Annotated in this window: 9 protein-coding genes; 2 read left to right on the top strand and 7 right to left on the bottom strand. The window is 71.8% G+C overall.

From position 1 onward, the window contains the following. Positions 1-201: 201 nt before the first annotated feature. Entirely contained in the window at positions 202-1,269 is a 1,068-nt protein-coding gene (locus J5Y04_RS35470) for an esterase family protein (protein WP_209416646.1), read from the bottom strand. A 390-nt stretch (positions 1,270-1,659) separates the two neighbouring features. On the opposite strand from J5Y04_RS35470, the gene J5Y04_RS35465 reads away from it, so the two are divergent. After that, positions 1,660-2,466, top strand: coding sequence for an SDR family oxidoreductase (locus tag J5Y04_RS35465; protein ID WP_209416645.1), 807 nt, complete (start codon positions 1,660-1,662; stop codon positions 2,464-2,466). Positions 2,467-2,563: 97 nt separating this feature from the next. Here J5Y04_RS35465 and J5Y04_RS35460 read toward each other — a convergent pair whose 3' ends face one another. The 6 genes from J5Y04_RS35460 to pulA form a co-directional block, all read right to left on the bottom strand. Beyond that, positions 2,564-2,785 carry a hypothetical protein gene (locus J5Y04_RS35460; RefSeq protein ID WP_209416644.1) on the bottom strand — a complete coding sequence of 74 codons (222 nt, stop codon included), beginning with the start codon at positions 2,783-2,785 and terminating at the stop codon, positions 2,564-2,566. Between the two features lie 138 nt (positions 2,786-2,923). Beyond that, positions 2,924-4,669, bottom strand: a complete 1,746-nt coding sequence (locus tag J5Y04_RS35455) for a carbohydrate-binding module family 20 domain-containing protein (protein WP_374106178.1) — start codon at positions 4,667-4,669, stop codon at positions 2,924-2,926. A 603-nt stretch (positions 4,670-5,272) separates the two neighbouring features. Then, on the bottom strand, positions 5,273-5,611 hold the full coding sequence (locus tag J5Y04_RS35450) for a P-II family nitrogen regulator (RefSeq protein WP_148645409.1): 339 nt from the start codon (positions 5,609-5,611) through the stop codon (positions 5,273-5,275). Further along, the gene (locus J5Y04_RS35445; protein ID WP_209416643.1) at positions 5,608-6,933 is read right to left on the bottom strand and encodes an ammonium transporter; all 1,326 of its coding nucleotides are present in this window, start codon (positions 6,931-6,933) and stop codon (positions 5,608-5,610) included. Before J5Y04_RS35445 ends, J5Y04_RS35450 begins: the two co-directional genes overlap by 4 nt. Before the next feature lie 254 nt (positions 6,934-7,187). After that, the gene (locus J5Y04_RS35440; RefSeq protein WP_209416642.1) at positions 7,188-9,521 is read right to left on the bottom strand and encodes a M4 family metallopeptidase; all 2,334 of its coding nucleotides are present in this window, start codon (positions 9,519-9,521) and stop codon (positions 7,188-7,190) included. Positions 9,522-10,078: 557 nt separating this feature from the next. Further along, positions 10,079-15,595, bottom strand: a complete 5,517-nt coding sequence (gene pulA, locus J5Y04_RS35435) for a pullulanase-type alpha-1,6-glucosidase (RefSeq protein WP_209416641.1) — start codon at positions 15,593-15,595, stop codon at positions 10,079-10,081. 320 nt (positions 15,596-15,915) lie between these two features. Here pulA and J5Y04_RS35430 point away from each other — a divergent pair, with 320 nt between their 5' ends. Continuing rightward, entirely contained in the window at positions 15,916-16,881 is a 966-nt protein-coding gene (locus tag J5Y04_RS35430; RefSeq protein WP_209416640.1) for a phosphatase PAP2 family protein, read from the top strand. The last annotated feature ends 28 nt before the right edge of the window (positions 16,882-16,909 follow it).

The raw sequence follows: 16,909 nt of genomic DNA, 5'->3' as shown, positions 1-16,909 counted from the left end.
TGGGCGCCCCGGAGGGCCCGGCGCCGAAGCCGACGGCCCGGCCCCCGGAAGGGGCCGGGCCGTCGGCGGCCGCACCGGGCGGCGGGTCAGCGGATCAGCGCGGGTCGAGCGGGCGGCTCGGGTCGGTCGCTCCCGAGGACGGTCGCCCCGGGGTCGGTCGCCCCCAGGAGTCGGTCGCTCGGGGATCAGTCGCTCTGCGGGTCAGTCGCTCTGCGGGCCCGCCAGGTTCTTGGTGAGCCACTGCAGGGTGTCCGGGATCATCTTCTTGAAGTCGCTGGTGAGGTGCTTGCCGCCGGGCTGCTCGTAGTACTCGATGGCGAGCGGCGGAGTGGCCTTGGCGACCCACGCCTTGACCAGCTTGGTCTCGTACGCGTTGGCGCCGCCGGCGGTGACGAGCATCTTCACGTCGGCCTTGCCCAGGGCGACCATCGTCTCGGGGCTGTTGGCCTGCCGCTCGGCCTCGTGGCCCTTCCAGAGCCCCGAGTCCGGGTTGAAGTAGCCGTCGATCGGCACGGCCGCCTTGAACTTGTCCGGGTGCTGCAGGGCCAGCTTCGCGCTGCAGAACGCGCCGGTGGAGGCGCCCATCAGGCCCCAGCCGTCACGGCCCTTCACGGTGCGGAAGTTGGCGCGGACGAAGTCCGGGATGTCCTCGGCCATCCAGGTGCCCATCTTGGGCTGGCCGGGGATGTCGGCGCAGTCCAGGGCGTTCTTCTCGTCGCTGTTGAAGTTCTGTACCGGCATGATCATGATGAACGGGTGCGCCTTGCCGGCCTTGGACAGTTCGGCGTTCACCTGCTGGATCGGCAGCTGGTCGTCGGTCCAGGTGTTGTAGCCGTTGCTCTGGCCCCCGGCGAAGAGGGTGAGCACCGGGAAGCCGGTCTTGGCGAACTTCGGGTCGTTGTACTCGGGCGGCAGCCAGACCCAGACCTTGCCGGAGACGCCCGACTTGGGACCGGCCAGCGTGGTCACCAGGATCTGGCCCGCGGCGGTGTCCCGGGCCTTGGTGAGGGCCGCGGCCGGGCCGGTGGGCATCAGGACCTTGCCCGAGGCGGTCGGGGTCGCACTGGCGGGCGCCGCGGAGGTGCTGCCGGTGGCCGACGGGGAGCCGGGGGCGGTGCTGCCGCTCGCGCTCGCCGTGCCGGCGGCCTTGGCGGTGTCCCCCTTCTTCCCGCCGGCGTCCGTACTGCCGCAGGCCGCCAGCGAGGCGGCCAGGGTGAAGGCGGCGGCGCCGGTCAGGACGGCGCGGATACGGGTGGACTGCGGCTGCACGGTGAGGACTCTCCGACCGGTGTCGCGCCCGCTCCGTCGGGAGCCGGGCGGTGGCCCCCGGGTGGGGCCGGACAGGCCGGGGGCACGACGTCGTCCGTGGCCCCCGGGAGGCGGCGCGCCGCCCCTCGCGGAGGCGTGCCGTCCTGCGATCTTATGACGTGGGCCGGGGCGAGCCGGTTGCGGTTGGACCAGTGTCAATCCAATGTTTGTTCCCGATCCGGTAAAGGCTTTCGACAGCCCTGCCGATCGGCGGGGGGCGTCCCCGCCGGACGGCGGGGAGCACAGTCGCGCGCGGTCCGGGCCCGCCGTGTTTTGGGCCCTCGTACCAGTGACCCCGGGAGCCCGATCGGGGACGATCAGTTCGCCCGTACCAGCGCCCGAGGAGCCGCCATGCCCCAGCAGACCGCCGTCGTCACCGGAGCCGGGAGCGGGGTGGGCCGCGCCGTGGCCGTGGAGCTGGCCGCCGCCGGCTGGCGGCTGGTGCTCGCCGGCCGGCGGGAGGCGCCGCTGCGCGAGACGGCGGGGCTCTGCGCGGCGGCCGCGGCCGGGACGGGCGGCGACGGGACGGCCGGCGGGGGAACGGGAGGTGCGGCGGGCGGCGCGGTGGCCGTGGTGCCGACCGACGTCACCGACCCGGCGGCGGTGGACGCGCTGTTCGCGACGGCCGCCGAGCGGTTCGGCCGGGTCGACCTGCTGTTCAACAACGCCGGGACGTTCGGCGCGCCGACCCCGGTGGACGAGCTGGACGTCGCCGAGTGGCGGGCCGTGGTCGACCTCAACCTGACCGGGGCCTTCCTCTGCGCCCGGGCCGCGTTCCGGCAGATGAAGGCCCAGGACCCGCAGGGCGGCCGGATCATCAACAACGGCTCGATCTCGGCCCACGTGCCGCGGCCGCAGTCGATCGCGTACACCGCGACCAAGCACGCCGTCACCGGGCTCACCAAGTCGCTGTCGCTGGACGGCCGCCCGTACCGGATCGCCTGCGGGCAGATCGACATCGGCAACGCCGCGACCGACATGACGGCGGCGATGAGCGTCGGCGTGCGGCAGGCGGACGGGCGGGTCGCGGTGGAGCCGACCATGGACGTCGCCGACGTGGCCCGCACCGTGCGGCACATGGCGGGGCTGCCGCTGGAGGCCAACGTGCAGTTCGCCACCGTGATGGCGACCGCCATGCCCTACATCGGACGGGGCTGAGCCGGTCCGGTGGCGGGGCCCCCACCGCGGGAGGAGCCGGCGCCGGCACCGCGGGAGGGCGGGGAAGCCACCGCGGGAGGTACCGGGGAAGCCGGCGCTACTCGTCGTGGGAGTGGCGGTAGCGCCGTCGGCCGCCCTCCTCGTCCAGCCGGTACACGCTGGTGGTCGGCCAGTACTCGCCGGCGTCGGTGGCGGGCAGTTCGGCGCGCAGGACCATCCGCAGCGAGGGCGGCGGGGCGGTGGCGTTGACGCGCTTGCGGTGGCCGTCCCAGCGGCCGCCGCAGAGTTCGACGTCGAGGACGACGGGGGTGGTGCTCATCCCGCGATGGTGGCAGCGTTCACCCGACCCGGGGGTTTGGACCCCGTGAAGCCACTCGCCCGGGTGATCCTCCGTCACGACAGGCTGACGGCCGCCTCCTTGGTGCACGGGAGGCGGCCGTCGGCGCGGAGACCGGGGTCAGTTGCGCCAGGTGTCGTTCAGCGTGACCTGGCCGGAGGCCGGCACGGTCGCGGTCCGGTTGGCGCCGGACTCCCAGGTGACGTTCCCGGCGGCGTCCTTGCGGATGTACTTGTACTCGAACGCGGTACCGGCGGCCATCGCCACGTCCAGCTTCCAGACCGGGTAGGCGGCCGAGGAGAGCGGCAGTGCCTTGCCGGTGTCCCAGCCGCCGAGCGCGGCGGTGTTGCCGGCCACGTAGATGTTCTGGCCGTAGACGGTGGTCGCGTTGACCGCGAAGGACGCGCCGCCGCCCACCGGGTTGCCGCCGCCGGTGCCGCCCGGCGCGCCGACGTACAGCGCCACCGCGTCGCCCGCGCCGACGGTGGCGGTGAACCGGCCGTCCGAACCGACGGTGTACGACGGCCCGGTGCAGCCGCCCGCGGCCGGGTCGCCGTGCTGGACGTCGCAGTACGAACCGGCCGGCAGCGAGGTCTGGAAGGTCTGGGTGACCGGTCCGGACTCGCGGTTCAGCGCCACGAAGCCCTTGTTGCCGCGCCCGAAGGCGATCGCGTTGTTGCCGTTGGACCACCAGTTGGTGATCCCGGTGCCCGCCACCGCGTTGCGGAAGCCGACCATGTTGGCCACCTGCCGCCAGGCGTGCGTGCAGTTCCAGCCGTCGCTGTAGCAGGCGTTGACGGTGCCGCCGTTCGGCGGGCCGTCGTCGTGGCCGGTGAAGGCGTAGCCGGAGTAGACGTTGGGCGCGCCGTACGGGTTGGCCAGCATGAAGACGTTGGCCAGGGTGTAGGCGGAGCCGTCCTTGTACGTCAGCGTGGAGCCGTTGCGCTCGGTGTCCCAGTTGTCGACGAAGGTGCGGGCCTTGTCGCCCGGCAGCAGGCCGGAGCCCCAGTTCGCGAGGTCGGCGATCCGGCCGCCCTGGAAGGCGCTCTTCAGCCAGGTGCCGGAGCGGAACTCGTCGACGTCGCCGGTGCCGGTGTACTCGGAGGGCTGGATCGGCTCGCCCGCGCCGTAGATGACCTCCTGGACCCAGTACGCGTTGGGGTTGGCGGTCCGGGCCTTGATCGCGGCGAGGTCGGCGGCGGCGATGTGCTTGGCGGCGTCGATCCGGTAGCCGTCGACGCCGAGCGAGGCCAGGTCGTTCAGGTAGCCGGCGATGGTCTGCTGGACGTAGGCGCTGCCGGTGTCGAGGTCCGAGAGGTTGACCAGCTCGCAGTTCTGCACGTTGGAGCGGTCGGCGTAGTTGCTGATCGCGGTGCGGCAGGAGTGGAAGTCCTGGTCCTGGTAGTACCCGGGGTAGTTGTACTTGCTGTAGTTCGTCCCGCCGGTGCCGGTGCCGGAGCCGGCCGACATGTGGTTGATCACCGAGTCGGCGACCACCTTGACGCCGGCCGCGTGGCAGGTGTCGACCATGCGCTTGAAGGACGCCCGGTCGCCGAGGCGCCCGGCTATCTTGTAGCTCACCGGCTGGTAGGAGGTCCACCACTGGCTGCCCTGGATGTGCTCCTGGGGCGGCGAGACCTCGACGAAGCCGTAGCCCTTCGGGCCGAGCGTGTCGGTGCAGGCCTTGGCGACGGAGTCGAAGCGCCACTCGAAGAGGGTCGCCGTGACGTCCTTGCCGTTGCCGGGCGGGGTGGCCTGGGCGGGGGCGGCGCCGAACGCCGCGGTGAGTGAGAGGGCGAGCGCCGCCGAGGCGGTGAGCGCGCCGGCCGTCCGGGCAGGCCGGCGGGTGGGGGCGGTGGTGACCACGATGTCTCCTGGGGGCTGGGGTGGGGGCAGCCTGGGGTACCGCTCGTGAAACTTGCTGAAATGTTTCTGAAACTTGCAGCGCTGAACTTAGGGTCGCGACCTGGACCCGTCAAGGCCTTGGAAACAACGTTTCTGCAGCTCCGGAAAGCTCGTATGCGACTTTCCCGCGCGCCCGGCATGGACGGGCGCGGACGACGGGGGGCCGGGCAGGAACGGCCGGGACCGGCCGGGGGCGGGGCATGGGCGGGCTCGGACGGGCGCGGAGGACCACGGACGGGCAGGGGCCCGGGGCCGCACACCCGGGCGGGCCGGGCGCGGGGGACGGTCCCGGTCGAGGCGCACGGCCCGGCCTCACCGGCCTTCACATCACCCTGCGACGCCCGCGGCGGGCCGGCACGGGCCGTCCGGCCGGGGCCGCTTCGCCGAAGGCAGGGCGCCGGCCCGCAGGCCCTCGGGGCCCCGGGGCGGCCGCCACCGGCCCCCTCGCCCACGGGTCCGGGCCCCACCCACAGGTCCTGACGGCCCGCCCCCGGTGGCGGCGGACCGCCGCCGGCGGCCGGAGCCGCCGGGGTCACGACACCCGACGGCAGGAGGGAGAGGGAACTAGACGGCGTCGGGCCCGCGTTCGCCGGTCCGCACGCGGACGATCGACTCCACCGGCACCGCCCAGACCTTGCCGTCCCCGATCTTCCCGGTACGGGCGGCCCGGACGATCTCGTCCATCACCCGCTCGGCGTCCTCGTCCTCGACCACCACCTCGATCCGGGCCTTGGGCACCAGGTCGATCCGGTACTCGGCGCCCCGGTAGACCTCGGTGTGCCCGTGCTGCCGGCCGTACCCGCTGGCCTCGGTGACGGTCAGTCCGTGCACGCCGACGGCCTGCAGCGCGTTCTTCACCTCGTCCAACTTGAACGGCTTGACGATCGCGGTGATCAGCTTCATGCGGAGGGGGTCCTGTCGGACGGGTGCGTGAACACGGTGGTGGTGGCGTGGGCGGTCGTGCCGTGCCCCAGGACGCCGTGATCGTACGCCGTCTCGGCGTGCACGGCGAGGTCCAGGCCGGTGAGTTCGTGTTCCTCGCTGGCGCGGAACCCCATCACCCGGTCGACCGCCCGGCCGATCCCGTAGGTCGCGGCGAAGGCGTAGGCCGCGACGGCGGCGACCGCCACCAGCTGCTTGCCGAGCTGCCCGAGGCCGCCGCCGTGCAGCAGGCCGGCCGGTCCGCCGGTCATCGCGGCGGTGGCGAAGAGGCCGATCAGCCCGGTGCCGATCACACCGGCCACGAAGTGCACGCCCACCACGTCCAGCGAGTCGTCGAAGCCGAACCGGAACTTCCAGCTGACCGCGTACGAGCAGACCACGCCCGCCGCCAGCCCGATCACCAGCGCGCCGACCAGGTCGACGCTGCCGCAGGACGGGGTGATCGCGACCAGGCCGGCCACCGCACCCGAGGCGGCGCCCAGGGTGGTGGCGTGGCCGTCCCGCCGCTTCTCCACCAGCAGCCAGCCGAGCAGCCCGGTGCAGCCGGCCGCCTGGGTGTTGAGCAGTGCGGACGCGGCCAGGCCGTTGGCGCCCAGCGCCGAGCCGGCGTTGAAGCCGAACCAGCCGAACCAGAGCAGGCCCGCACCGAGCAGTACCAACGGCAGGTTGTGCGGGCGCATCGCCTCCTTCCGGAACCCGATCCGCGGGCCGAGCAGCAGCGCCAGGGCCAGGCCGCTGGCACCGCAGTTGACCTCGACGACGGTGCCCCCGGCGAAGTCCAGCGCGCCGAGCCCCGACAGGATCCAGCCGTCGGGCGCGAACACCCAGTGCGCGACCGGGACGTAGACCAGCAGCGTCCAGACGGCGGTGAAGGCCACCCAGGAGCCGAACTTCGCCCGGTCCGCGATGGCGCCGCTGATCAGGGCGGCGGTGATGACCGCGAAGGTGAGCTGGAAGGTGGCGAAGAGCACGGTGGGCACGTGGCCGGTGAGCGAGGACGGGGTGATCCCGGCCATGCCGAGGTGCTCCGGTCCGCCGATCAGGCCCCAGCCGCCGACGTCCCGGCCGAACGCCAGCGAGTAGCCGGCCAGCAGCCAGACCACGGTGACCACGGCGATCGAGACGAAGCTCATCATGATCATGTTGAGCACGCTCTTTGTGCGGACCATGCCGCCGTAGAAGAGCGCCAGACCGGGGGTCATCAGCAGGACGAGCGCGGTGCTGGCCAGCAGCCAGGCGGTGTCACCGGTGTCGAGGCCGGGCGACGAGTCAGCCAGGAACATAGGGCGTGCCTTCCCAAGGGCCTGCGTCGGGGTGGGGTTCGCAGGTCGCGGTTGGGAGAGTGTCGCGAGGACGGGTTTCCGGTCGCGGACGGACACGTTTCGCCCGTGTTTCGTATTGCCCGGCGGTTGCCCCGCGGTTGCCGGGCGGTTTCCGGAAGCTCACGGGCGGGCGGACGACGCGGGGCCCGGCAGCCGTCGCTGCCGGGCCCCGCTCCCTGTCTCACCTGGTTTCAGCCGGTGTCACCGGCCGGGGTTCAGCTGGTGGCGATCGAGGTGTCGTCGATCACGAAGCTGGTCTGCAGCGAGGAGTCCTCGGTGCCGGCGAACTTCAGGGTGACCGTCTGGCCCGCGTAGGACGAGAGGTCGAAGGTGCGCAGCTGGTAGCCGGCGGCCGCGTCCACGTTGGAGTAGGTCTTCAGCGCGGTGCCGTTGACCGTGACGGTCAGCTTGTCGTACTGCGTGGAGCCGGACTCGGCGGTGTCGATGTGCAGGTAGAAGCTCAGCGACGCCTTGCAGCCGGCCGGGATGGTCACCGTCTGGGACAGGTTGTCCGAGTGGGTGGAGCCGTAGCCGTTCATCCAGGCCTTCCAGGAACCGCCGTGGGCGGCCTGCGAGGCGCTGTTGTCGACCACGCCGCTGGAGGCGGTCCACGGGGCGGCGGAGCCGGTCTCGAAGCCCGCGTTGCCGAGCAGCTGCGCCGGGGTGCAGGTGCCGCCACCGCCGCCGGAGACGGTCCAGGTGAAGCTGGTGGAACCGGTCTTGTTGGCGGCGTCCTTCGCGGTGACGGTCACGTTGTACGTGCCGGCCGCGGTCGCGGTGCCGGTGATCTTGCCGGTCGAGCTGATCGACAGGCCGGTCGGCAGGCCGGTGGCCGAGAAGGTCAGCGGAGCGGTGCCGCCGGTGGCGGCGATCTGCAGGTTGACCGAGCCGTTCAGAGCGGTGCTCTGGTTGCCCGGGCTGGTGACGGTGACGCCGCCCGGGTTCGGCGCGGTGCCGACGTTGACGCCCGCCCAGGCGGTGCTGACCGCGTTGAGCTCGGCACTGCCGGCGCCGTACAGGTCGGTGGCCGCCTTCTCCGTCGCGATGCGCGCCGCGGCGTAGTTGGTGGTGGAGGTCATGTAGGTGGTCAGCGCGCGGTACCAGACCGCCGCGGCCTTGTCCCGGCCGATGCCGTTGACGGTGATGTTGCCCTGGGTCGGCGAGTTGTAGCTGACGCCGTTGATCACCTTCGCGCCGCTGCCCTCGGCCAGCAGGTAGAAGAAGTGGTTGCCGACGCCGGACGAGTAGTGGACGTCCTTGTTGCCGACGGTGGAGGACCAGTAGTCGGCGGAGCCGCCGTCCTTGGACGGCTTGTCCATGTAGCGCAGCGGGGTGCCGTTCCCGTTGATGTCGATCAACTCGCCGATGAGGTAGTCGGGGTTGTCGGTCGGGATGTTGGCGTAGAACTCGACCATGGTGCCGAAGATGTCCGAGGTGGCCTCGTTGAGGCCGCCGGACTCGCCCGAGTAGTCGAGGTTGGCCGTGGCGGCGGTGACGCCGTGGCTCATCTCGTGGCCCGCGACGTCGAGCTCGGTCAGCGGGTGGGTGTTGGAGTCACCGTCACCGTAGGTCATGCAGAAGCAGCTGTCGTCCCAGAACGCGTTCACGTAGTTGTTGCCGTAGTGGACGCGGCTGTAGGCGCCGACACCGTCGTTCTTGATGCCGTTGCGGCCGAAGGTGTTCTTGTAGAAGTCCCAGGTGGCCGCGACGCCGAAGTGGGCGTCGACCGCGGCGGACTCGCTGTTGGCGACGGTGCCGTCGCCCCAGCTGTCGCTGGACTTGCTGTACAGGGTGCCGGTGCCCGAGGTCCCGTGGTTCAGGTTGGTGGTGTACATCCCACCGCGGGTGCCGTCCTTCATCTGGAAGGACGAACCCGACTGCGTGGTGCCGATGGTGACGTTGCCGACGAAGACGCCCTTGCCGGTGCCGGTCTGGATGCCCTCGAACTTGTGGATGACCTGGCCGGAGGTCGCGTCCGTGATCACGTGCAGCTTGCTCGGGGTGCCGTCGGCCTCGGTGGAGGAGACGACGGTCTCCCAGGCGAGCCGCGGGGTGTTGTCGGCGGCCCACACCACCAGGCGGGGCGCGGTGTCCAGCGAGGTGCCCGCCTGCGCGGCGAGCGCGGCGGACTGCGCGGCCGGCGCGGCCAGCTTCGGCGTGGTGCTCACGCCGGTCAGCGCGGCGGTGCTCGCGCGGTCCACACCGGTGGTCGCGCCACCCGGGGCCTGGTGCACCACCAGGTCGCCGCCGAGCACGGGCAGGCCGTTGAGGGTGCGCTCGTAGCGCAGGTGGCGGGCACCGTTGGCGTCCTGGACGACGTCCTTGGTGACCAGCTTCTCCTCGCTGCCCAGGCCCAGGCTCTGGGCGAGGGTGGTGGTCTGCTGGTTCGCGGAGGCGATCAGCTGGGCGCGGCTCGCCTGCGCGGCGGCGACGGCCGCCGGAGCGTCCGGGGTCGCCGCCTGCGCGATGACCGGGATGCCGGTCACGAGCAGCGCGGTGGAGGCGGCCATGACAACGGCTGCCTTCCGGGCCTGGGTGTAACGGGACATGCGGACTCCTTTTCCGACCGGCGCGGGTTCGCGACCGGTGGAGAGAACCTGGCCGCAGGGTTGCGGCACAGTGGGGGCCCCCGCCGCCGGGTTCGCGGCGCGGGTGCGGTTGCGGAGCAGTTGCGGAGCAAGTACTTGGCAGGGGGAGCGCTGTTCCTGACCGTGGGACAGCCGCACCGGGGGGTGGGGCCCCCTCGTCTGCAGCCGGAGGAATCGTGGCAGCAAACGAGCCGTTAATGACAGATGCATGCCACGGAATGGCCGATTAGCTACCGGACCCGTTCATCCGTCAGACCGGCCTCCGTGTTACAGGCGCACAAACTTCCGAAGACGGTTTTCATTGTCGCGGAATCGTTCGATCACCCCCGGCGGCCACTGACCAGCACTCAGGGCACCTCGGGCGTCCGCATGGTGGACGGCAGCGCCGCGCACGCACGGCACGTCACCATTCCGGCCGTGCCAGGGTCGATTTTCGGCCACCCCCGCCAGGGCCGGTCCGGAACGCACCGGGCCCCGCACCGCCCTCAGGCGGCACGGGGCCCGGTCGGGGCGGCCCGTCAGTGCTGGACGAACACCGCCACGGTGCGGCCGGGCACGGTGAACGTGCCGGTCGCGGCGTCGAAGCCGGACTGCCGGACCACCTGGTCCACGCCGCCCGCCTGCACCGGGTGCAGCGCCTGGGCCGTCCCCTTCAGCGCGGCGACGGTCTGGCTCTGCGCGCCGGGCGTGGCGTTGAACACCACGGTGACGCCCTTCTCCGCGCCGGCCAGCCCGGTGCCGTCCAGGTGCATCGTGATCACCCCGGGCGTCTCGCCGGCCGTGCCGGAGAGCGGGTAGGAGAGCCGCTGCTGCACGTCGGCCAGGGTGGGCAGCGAGAACAGCGGCGAACCCTGCTTGGTCTGCAGGAACTGCTGGTACTGCGCCCCGGCCGCCCGGATGTCCGCGGCGCCCACGGTCAGCTTCGGGTTGGCCAGCAGGGACTTGGCGGCCGGCCACATCTCCTTGTTGTCGGCCGCCGGGGGCAGGCCCCGGCCCCAGCCGTTGCCCTCGGCCGGGTCCCAGTGGATGGCGTTGAACCAGTCACCGGAGTCGTAGGAGTTGGCGTCCAGCGACTTGGAGCGCAGCAGGTCGCTGCCGGCCTGGGCGAAGCCCGGGCCCTGGGTCAGCGCGGTCAGCGAGAGCGCCAGCGCCTGCATGCGGGCCCGGTCGGCGGGCTCGGTGCCGGCCGGCAGCTTGTACGCCAGCGCGTCGAACAGGCCGGTGTTGTCGTGCGCGTCCACGTACTCGACGGCCTCGCCGGGCTTGGCCGCGTAGCCGGTCGGGGCACCGTTGTAGTCGACGCCCGCGCCGGTGACGGACCTGCCCGAGCTGTCGGTGAAGCGGTATCCGGCCAGATTGCCGGTGAGCGACACCTTCAGCTGGTCCATCTGCTTGAGCAGCCGGGCCTTCTGCTCCTCCGGGGTCCCGTTGGCGGGCGAGCCGTTCGGGTCGGTGAACAGGCCCGAGGCGAAGCCCTGCTGCGGGGCCGAGGAGAGCTGGAAGTTGCCGCCGCGCGCCGCGTCCCGGATCCGGTCGTCGAAGGTCGCGATGCCGGTTCCGGCCATGTTGAGCTGGGTGGCCTGTTCGAAGCGGGCGTTGTTCGCGACGACGCCGAAGTTCCAGCCCTCGCCGTAGAGGAGGATGTTCTTCCCGTCGACGCCGTCCGAGTCCGGGGTCATCCTCCGCAGCGCGGCCTGCACGTCCAGCATCGTGGACTTCGGGTCCAGGCCCATCAGGTCGAAGCGGAAGCCGTCCACCTTGTACTCGCGGGCCCAGGTGGTCACCGAGTCCACCACCAGGCGGTTCATCATGGCGTGCTCGGGCGCGGTGTCCGAGCAACAACTGTCGGTCGTCACCTTGCCGTTGGCGTCGAGCCGCTGGTAGTAGCCGGGCACCACCCGGTCCAGCACCGAGTGCTCCGCCTGGCCGCTGGCCGCGGTGTGGTTGTAGACCACGTCCAGCACCACGCGCAGTCCGGCCGCGTGGATCGCCTGCACCATCCGCCGGAACTGCACGGTGCGGGCGGTTCCGTTGGGATCGGTGGCGTAGGAGCCCTCCGGCACGTTGTAGTGCAGCGGGTCGTAGCCCCAGTTGTAGGCGTCCTCGGCGGCGACGGCCGCCACGCACTCCTGCTGCTTGTCGCCGTCCGCGGCGAGCGACTTCAGGTCGCAGGCGGGCAGCTTCTGCTCGGCCCGGTTCTCCCGGATGGTGGCGATGTCGAAGGTCGGCAGCAGGTGGACGGTGGTCACGCCCGCCGCGGCCAGCTCGCGCAGGTGCCGCATGCCGGCCGACTGCGACTCGGTGAAGGCCAGGTAGGTGCCGCGCTCGGCGGCCGGCACGGTGGTGTCCTCGACCGAGAAGTCCCGGACGTGCAGCTCCTGGATCTGCTGCTGCGCGGGCGGGACGGCCTTCGGGACGGCGTGGTCGTCCCAGCCCTGCGGCTTGAGCTCCTTGGCGGCGAGGTCGGCGACCAGGCTCCGCTTGGAGTCGGTGGAGAGGGCGACCGAGTACGGGTCGGTGACGGTGTTGACCACCACCCGCTGCACGGACGGCGCCCAGACCTTCACCTGGAACAGGTAGTACTTCCCGTCCAGCTCGGCCTTGTCACGGACGAGTTCCCAGACCCCGGTCTCCTCGTCCAGCTTCAGCGGCACGGTCTTCGGGGTGCCGCCCGCCGGGCCGTCGAAGAGCTGGACGGAGACCTCCTGCGCGGTCGGGGCCCAGACCGAGAGCGCCACCTTGCCGTTGTAGTACGCCGGGCCGAAGTCCACCCGGCCGGTGCGGCGCGCGTACAGGTCGTCCAGCACGCCCGGGGTCTGCACGCCGGTGGCGGCCAGGGCCGCGCCGCTGGGCAGGTGCTCGGTGAAGAGCAGCTGGCTCCGGAGGGCCTGGGCGACCCGGCCGGTGTCCCGCTGGTCCACCGTGAAGGCGCGGTAGCCCGCCAGGTGCGGGTACTTGGCCTTCTGTGCGTCGGTCAGGCCGCCGGGGGCGGGCGTCAGCCGGATCCACTGGCCGGGCTTGCCCAGCACGCCCTTGTCGGCCGTGCTCTGTCCACTCCCCAGGGCACCCTCGGGGTCGTACACCAGCTGGGCGCTGGTCCCGCCCGCCAGGGCCGCGTCGGCGGCGCCGTAGTTGGCGGGGACGACCACCGTCCGGGCGTCGATCCACTGGGCCTTGGCCGAGCCGAGGTCCACCTGCGAGGAGGCGGCGCCGCTCTGCGGCAGCAGGTAGCCCTCCCGGCCGCCGAGGATCCAGACCTCGTGGCCGTTGACGGCGAAGTCCAGCGACTGGTCGCCCGGCAGGTCCTTGTCGTTGCCCTTGTGGAGGATGTAGCTGAGGCTGGTCGCCCCGGGGGCGAGCGGCACCTCGAAGACGGCGCCGAAGGCGTCGCGGCGCACCGGCTGCAGCGGGTTGCCCCAGTCGGTGGGGTTGGCGGCGCCGGTCCAGTCGTGCAGCCCCCAGCCGTCGTAGTCGCCGTCGGCCCGGTTGTAGTGGATCACCGCGGTGTTGGCGGGCTGGGTGTTCGCCGGCCCGGGGTTGGCCGTCCGGACGGCCGGGTCCCCCTCCTTGAGCCAGATCTCGCCGCCCGCGCCGACGTCGAGGTGGCGGTCGGCGTCCACGTCCTTGACGCCGTCCTTCTCGACGATGAAGCCGACGTCCGAGGCACCGGGCTTCAGCCGGACGTAGGCGAAGGCGCCGTACGCGTCCCGGCCGGTGAAGCCGTGCCCGGCCGGCCACGGGGTGCTCTCGCCGTCCGCGAGGTCGCCCCAGGCGTAGAGGTTCCAGCCGTCGTAGTCGCCGTTCCTGCGCTGGTAGTGCACGACGGCGTACGGGCGGGCGGTGGCGCTGGGCGCCGGCTTGGGCGCGGGGGCGCCGGTGGTGAAGCTGCCGGTGGCGGAGCGCAGGTGGCCGCTGGAGTCCTGGACCACGGCCTTGTACCGGACGACCGTGCCGGGGGCGACGGCGGACAGGTCCTGGGTGACCTTGAACGAACCGTTGTCGGCGGTGCCGAGGGTGCGCCAGGGCGCGTCGCCGATCTGGGCGGCGAAGGTGACGCGGTTGAAGCCGCCGCCGTCGACCCTCGCGCCGACCGTGACGGTGCCGGTGGAGCCGTCGGCCGGCGTCTCCAGGCCGATCGCCGGTGCGGCCGCGACCGGGGCGAGCCGGCCGGCCGCCTTGAGGACGACGGACGACAGCGCCGGCACGGTGACGGTGACCTTGCGGTCCGCGCCGCTGGTCAGCCGCTCCCCCGCCGCCGGGTAGATCCGGTCGAAGCCCTGGCCCGCCGAGAAGGTGTCCAGGGTGACGGTCTTCGCCTCGGTCGCGTTGTTGACCGCGACCAGGTACTCGACCTGCTGCCCGGCGTCGATCCGGGAGAAGGCGTACACACCCGCGCCGTCGGCGGCGTACCGCTCGATCTGGGCACCGTCGGCGAGCGCCGGGTGGTCGCGACGCAGCTTGGCCAGGCCGGCGATGCCCTGGTAGAGCTCGCCGCCCTGCCCGTAGCGGTCGGCGGGGCCGGCGGCGCCGCCGAGCACCCGGTCGGAGTTGTAGGAGGGGGTCTGCGAGGCGAAGAGGTCCTGCCGGGCGTCCTTGTCGCCGCCCGCGCCGGTGAAGCCCTGCTCGTCGCCGTAGTAGACGACGGGCTGGCCGCGGGTGAGGAACTGCAGCTCGTTGCCGAGCCGGTCCTTCCTGAGCAGGGTGGCCTCGTCGGCGCCCTGGTTGTCGCTCAACAGGAAGGAGCCGAAGCGGCCCATGTCGTGGTTGCCGAGGAAGGTCGGCAGCTCGTAGGCGTCGGTGTCGGCGGTGGTGTAGCGGTAGTCCTGGCCGTACACGTCGGCGAGGTTCCTCGCCGAGCCGCCCTGCGAGACGTAGGAGCGGGCGGCGTTCTGGAACGGGAAGTCGAGCGTGGCCTGGAGCCTGCCCTTGGTGACGTACGGCGAGGTGACCGCCGGGTCGCCGGAGTAGACCTCGCCGAACATGAAGAAGCGCTTGTTGCCCTGCCTGGCCGCGAAGTCCTTGAGCGCGGGCGCCCACTGCTGCCAGAAGGCCATGTTGACGTGCTTGACGGTGTCGATCCGGAAGCCGTCCACGCCGGCGTCCTTCACCCACTGCTGGTAGACCTTCTCGAAGCCCTTCTCCACCCGGGGGTTCTGGGTGTCGAGGTCGTCCAGGCCGGAGAAGTCGCCCTCGGTGGCGGACTCGCCGACGAAGGTCGAGTCACCACGGTTGTGGTAGAGCGAGGGGTCGTTGAGCCAGGCCGGGGTCTTGGCGTTGGCGTCGGCCGGGTTGCGGAAGACCGGACTGTAGGGGAACGAGTCCTTGGTCAGCTTCGGCCAGGCGGCGCCCGCGTCGGCGACGGCGGTCTCGTCGACCGGGCGGCCGTCGGCGTCCAGCACCGGGTAGGCGCCGGTGGAGCGGTAGCCGTACTGCTGCTGCTGGTAGTCGATGACGTCGGCGGTGTGGTTGGTGATGACGTCGAAGAAGACCTTGATGCCCCGCTGGTGCGCCTTGGCTATCAGCTCCTTGAGCTGGTCGTTGGTGCCGAAGTGCGGGTCGACCTGGGTGAAGTCGGTGATCCAGTAGCCGTGGTAGCCGGCGCTCGCGTTGTCGCCGGTGCCCTGGACGGGCTTGTTCTTGAAGATCGGCGCCATCCAGATGGCGGTGGTGCCGAGGTCCTGGATGTAGTCGAGCCGCTGGATCAGGCCGGCCAGGTCGCCACCGTGGTAGAAGCCCTTGTCGGCCGGGTCGAGGCCGTTCTCCAGCCGGCTTCCGGTGATGCCGCCGGTGTCGTTGGCGTGGTCACCGTTGGCGAACCGGTCGGGCAGGACGAAGTAGAACTGCTCACGGGTGAGGTCGTGCCGCCCGGCGGTGGCGGCGAGCGCGGCGTCCGACGGCGGGGCGGGCGGGGCGGCGGCGAACACGGCCGGGGCGGTGCCGAGGGTGGCGGCGGTCAGCGAGGCGGCGAGCAGTACGGCCGTGCGGCCGGGTCTGCGGGTGGTGCTCCGCCGGCGGCGGGGCGGGACATCGGCCACTGAGGGCTCCCTGCGGGGGAAAGGGGTGATCGAGTTGCCAGGACGCTAGCGGCCTGCAATATGTTTCAGCAAGATGCAGAAACCGTTTCCTCCGGGGAAAATCCGCCCGTCGTGCCGCTGCCCCGACCCCCGATTGCGCCGGCCCGTCCACCCGGCGTGACAATGGGACGTATGCCCGTTCCACCGGTTTGCACCAGATCCAGCCTCACCCCCTACCCCGGTGGGAGAAACCCCCTAACCCTCAAGGGGGACAGCCGATGAAGAATCCACTTCCACAGGATGAGCAGACGGCTACGGGACGTCTGGCAGACTTCTCGGTCATGGGGGAACCTACTGAGATCCAGCAGCCTGGCGCCGCAGACGCCGACGCGGCGCGCGACGGTGGTTCCGGACCGGCCCCTGCCGCGCCCGGCCGGATGCCCGAAGGAGCCACCCGCGCGGCCCAGTCGCGCTCGGCGGCGCTCCGCAGCCGCATCCGCGACCAGCGGCGTTCCCCGGCCCGGCCGCGGATCTGGTTCGAGCTGGCCCTCATCGGGATCAGCTACTGGCTGTACTCCCTCGTGCGCAACGCCGTCCCCGAGCAGGAGTCGATAGCCCAGAAGCACGCGTCGTGGATCTGGGACCTCGAAAAGTCCCTCGGGATCGCCGTCGAGCGCTCGATCAACCACGGGATCGACGGCATCGGGTGGCTCATCACCGGGATGAACTACTACTACGCGACGCTGCACTTCATTGTGACCATCGGCGTGCTGGTCTGGCTCTACCGCCGGCACCCGGGCCGCTACGTCGCGGTGCGCACGGTGCTCTTCGTCACCACCGCCATCGCGCTGGTCGGCTTCTACTCCTTCCCGCTGGCACCTCCCCGGCTGATGACCGACGGCGGCTTCATCGACACCGTGAAGACGCACGGCACCTGGGGCTCGATGGCCTCCGGACCCGCCACGCACGTCTCCAACCAGTTCGCGGCGATGCCCTCGATGCACATCGGCTGGTCGATGTGGTGCGGTCTGACCCTCTTCTTCCTGGCCCGCCGCACCTGGGTCCGGGTGCTCGGCCTGCTCTACCCGGCGGCCACCCTGATCGTGATCGTCTCCACCGCCAACCACTTCTGGATGGACGCCGTCGGCGGCGAGATCTGCCTCCTGGTGGGCTTCCTCACCGCCCGCTGGCTCTACCACGACTGGGTCTACAGGCTCCCCCAGGTGCCCGCCCGGGAGACGGCGGAGGAGCCGGTCACCGTCCCCGAGCAGTGGAGCGAACCGGCGGTGAGCACCGCCCGCCGCTGAGCGCGTGAACGACGAGAGGGGCCCCGGT

The sequence above is a fragment of the Kitasatospora sp. RG8 genome (genome assembly GCF_017813315.1).
GTDB lineage: Bacteria > Actinomycetota > Actinomycetes > Streptomycetales > Streptomycetaceae > Kitasatospora.
Note: the sequence above shows the minus strand (reverse complement) of the source record. Positions and strands in the feature narration are given on the sequence as shown.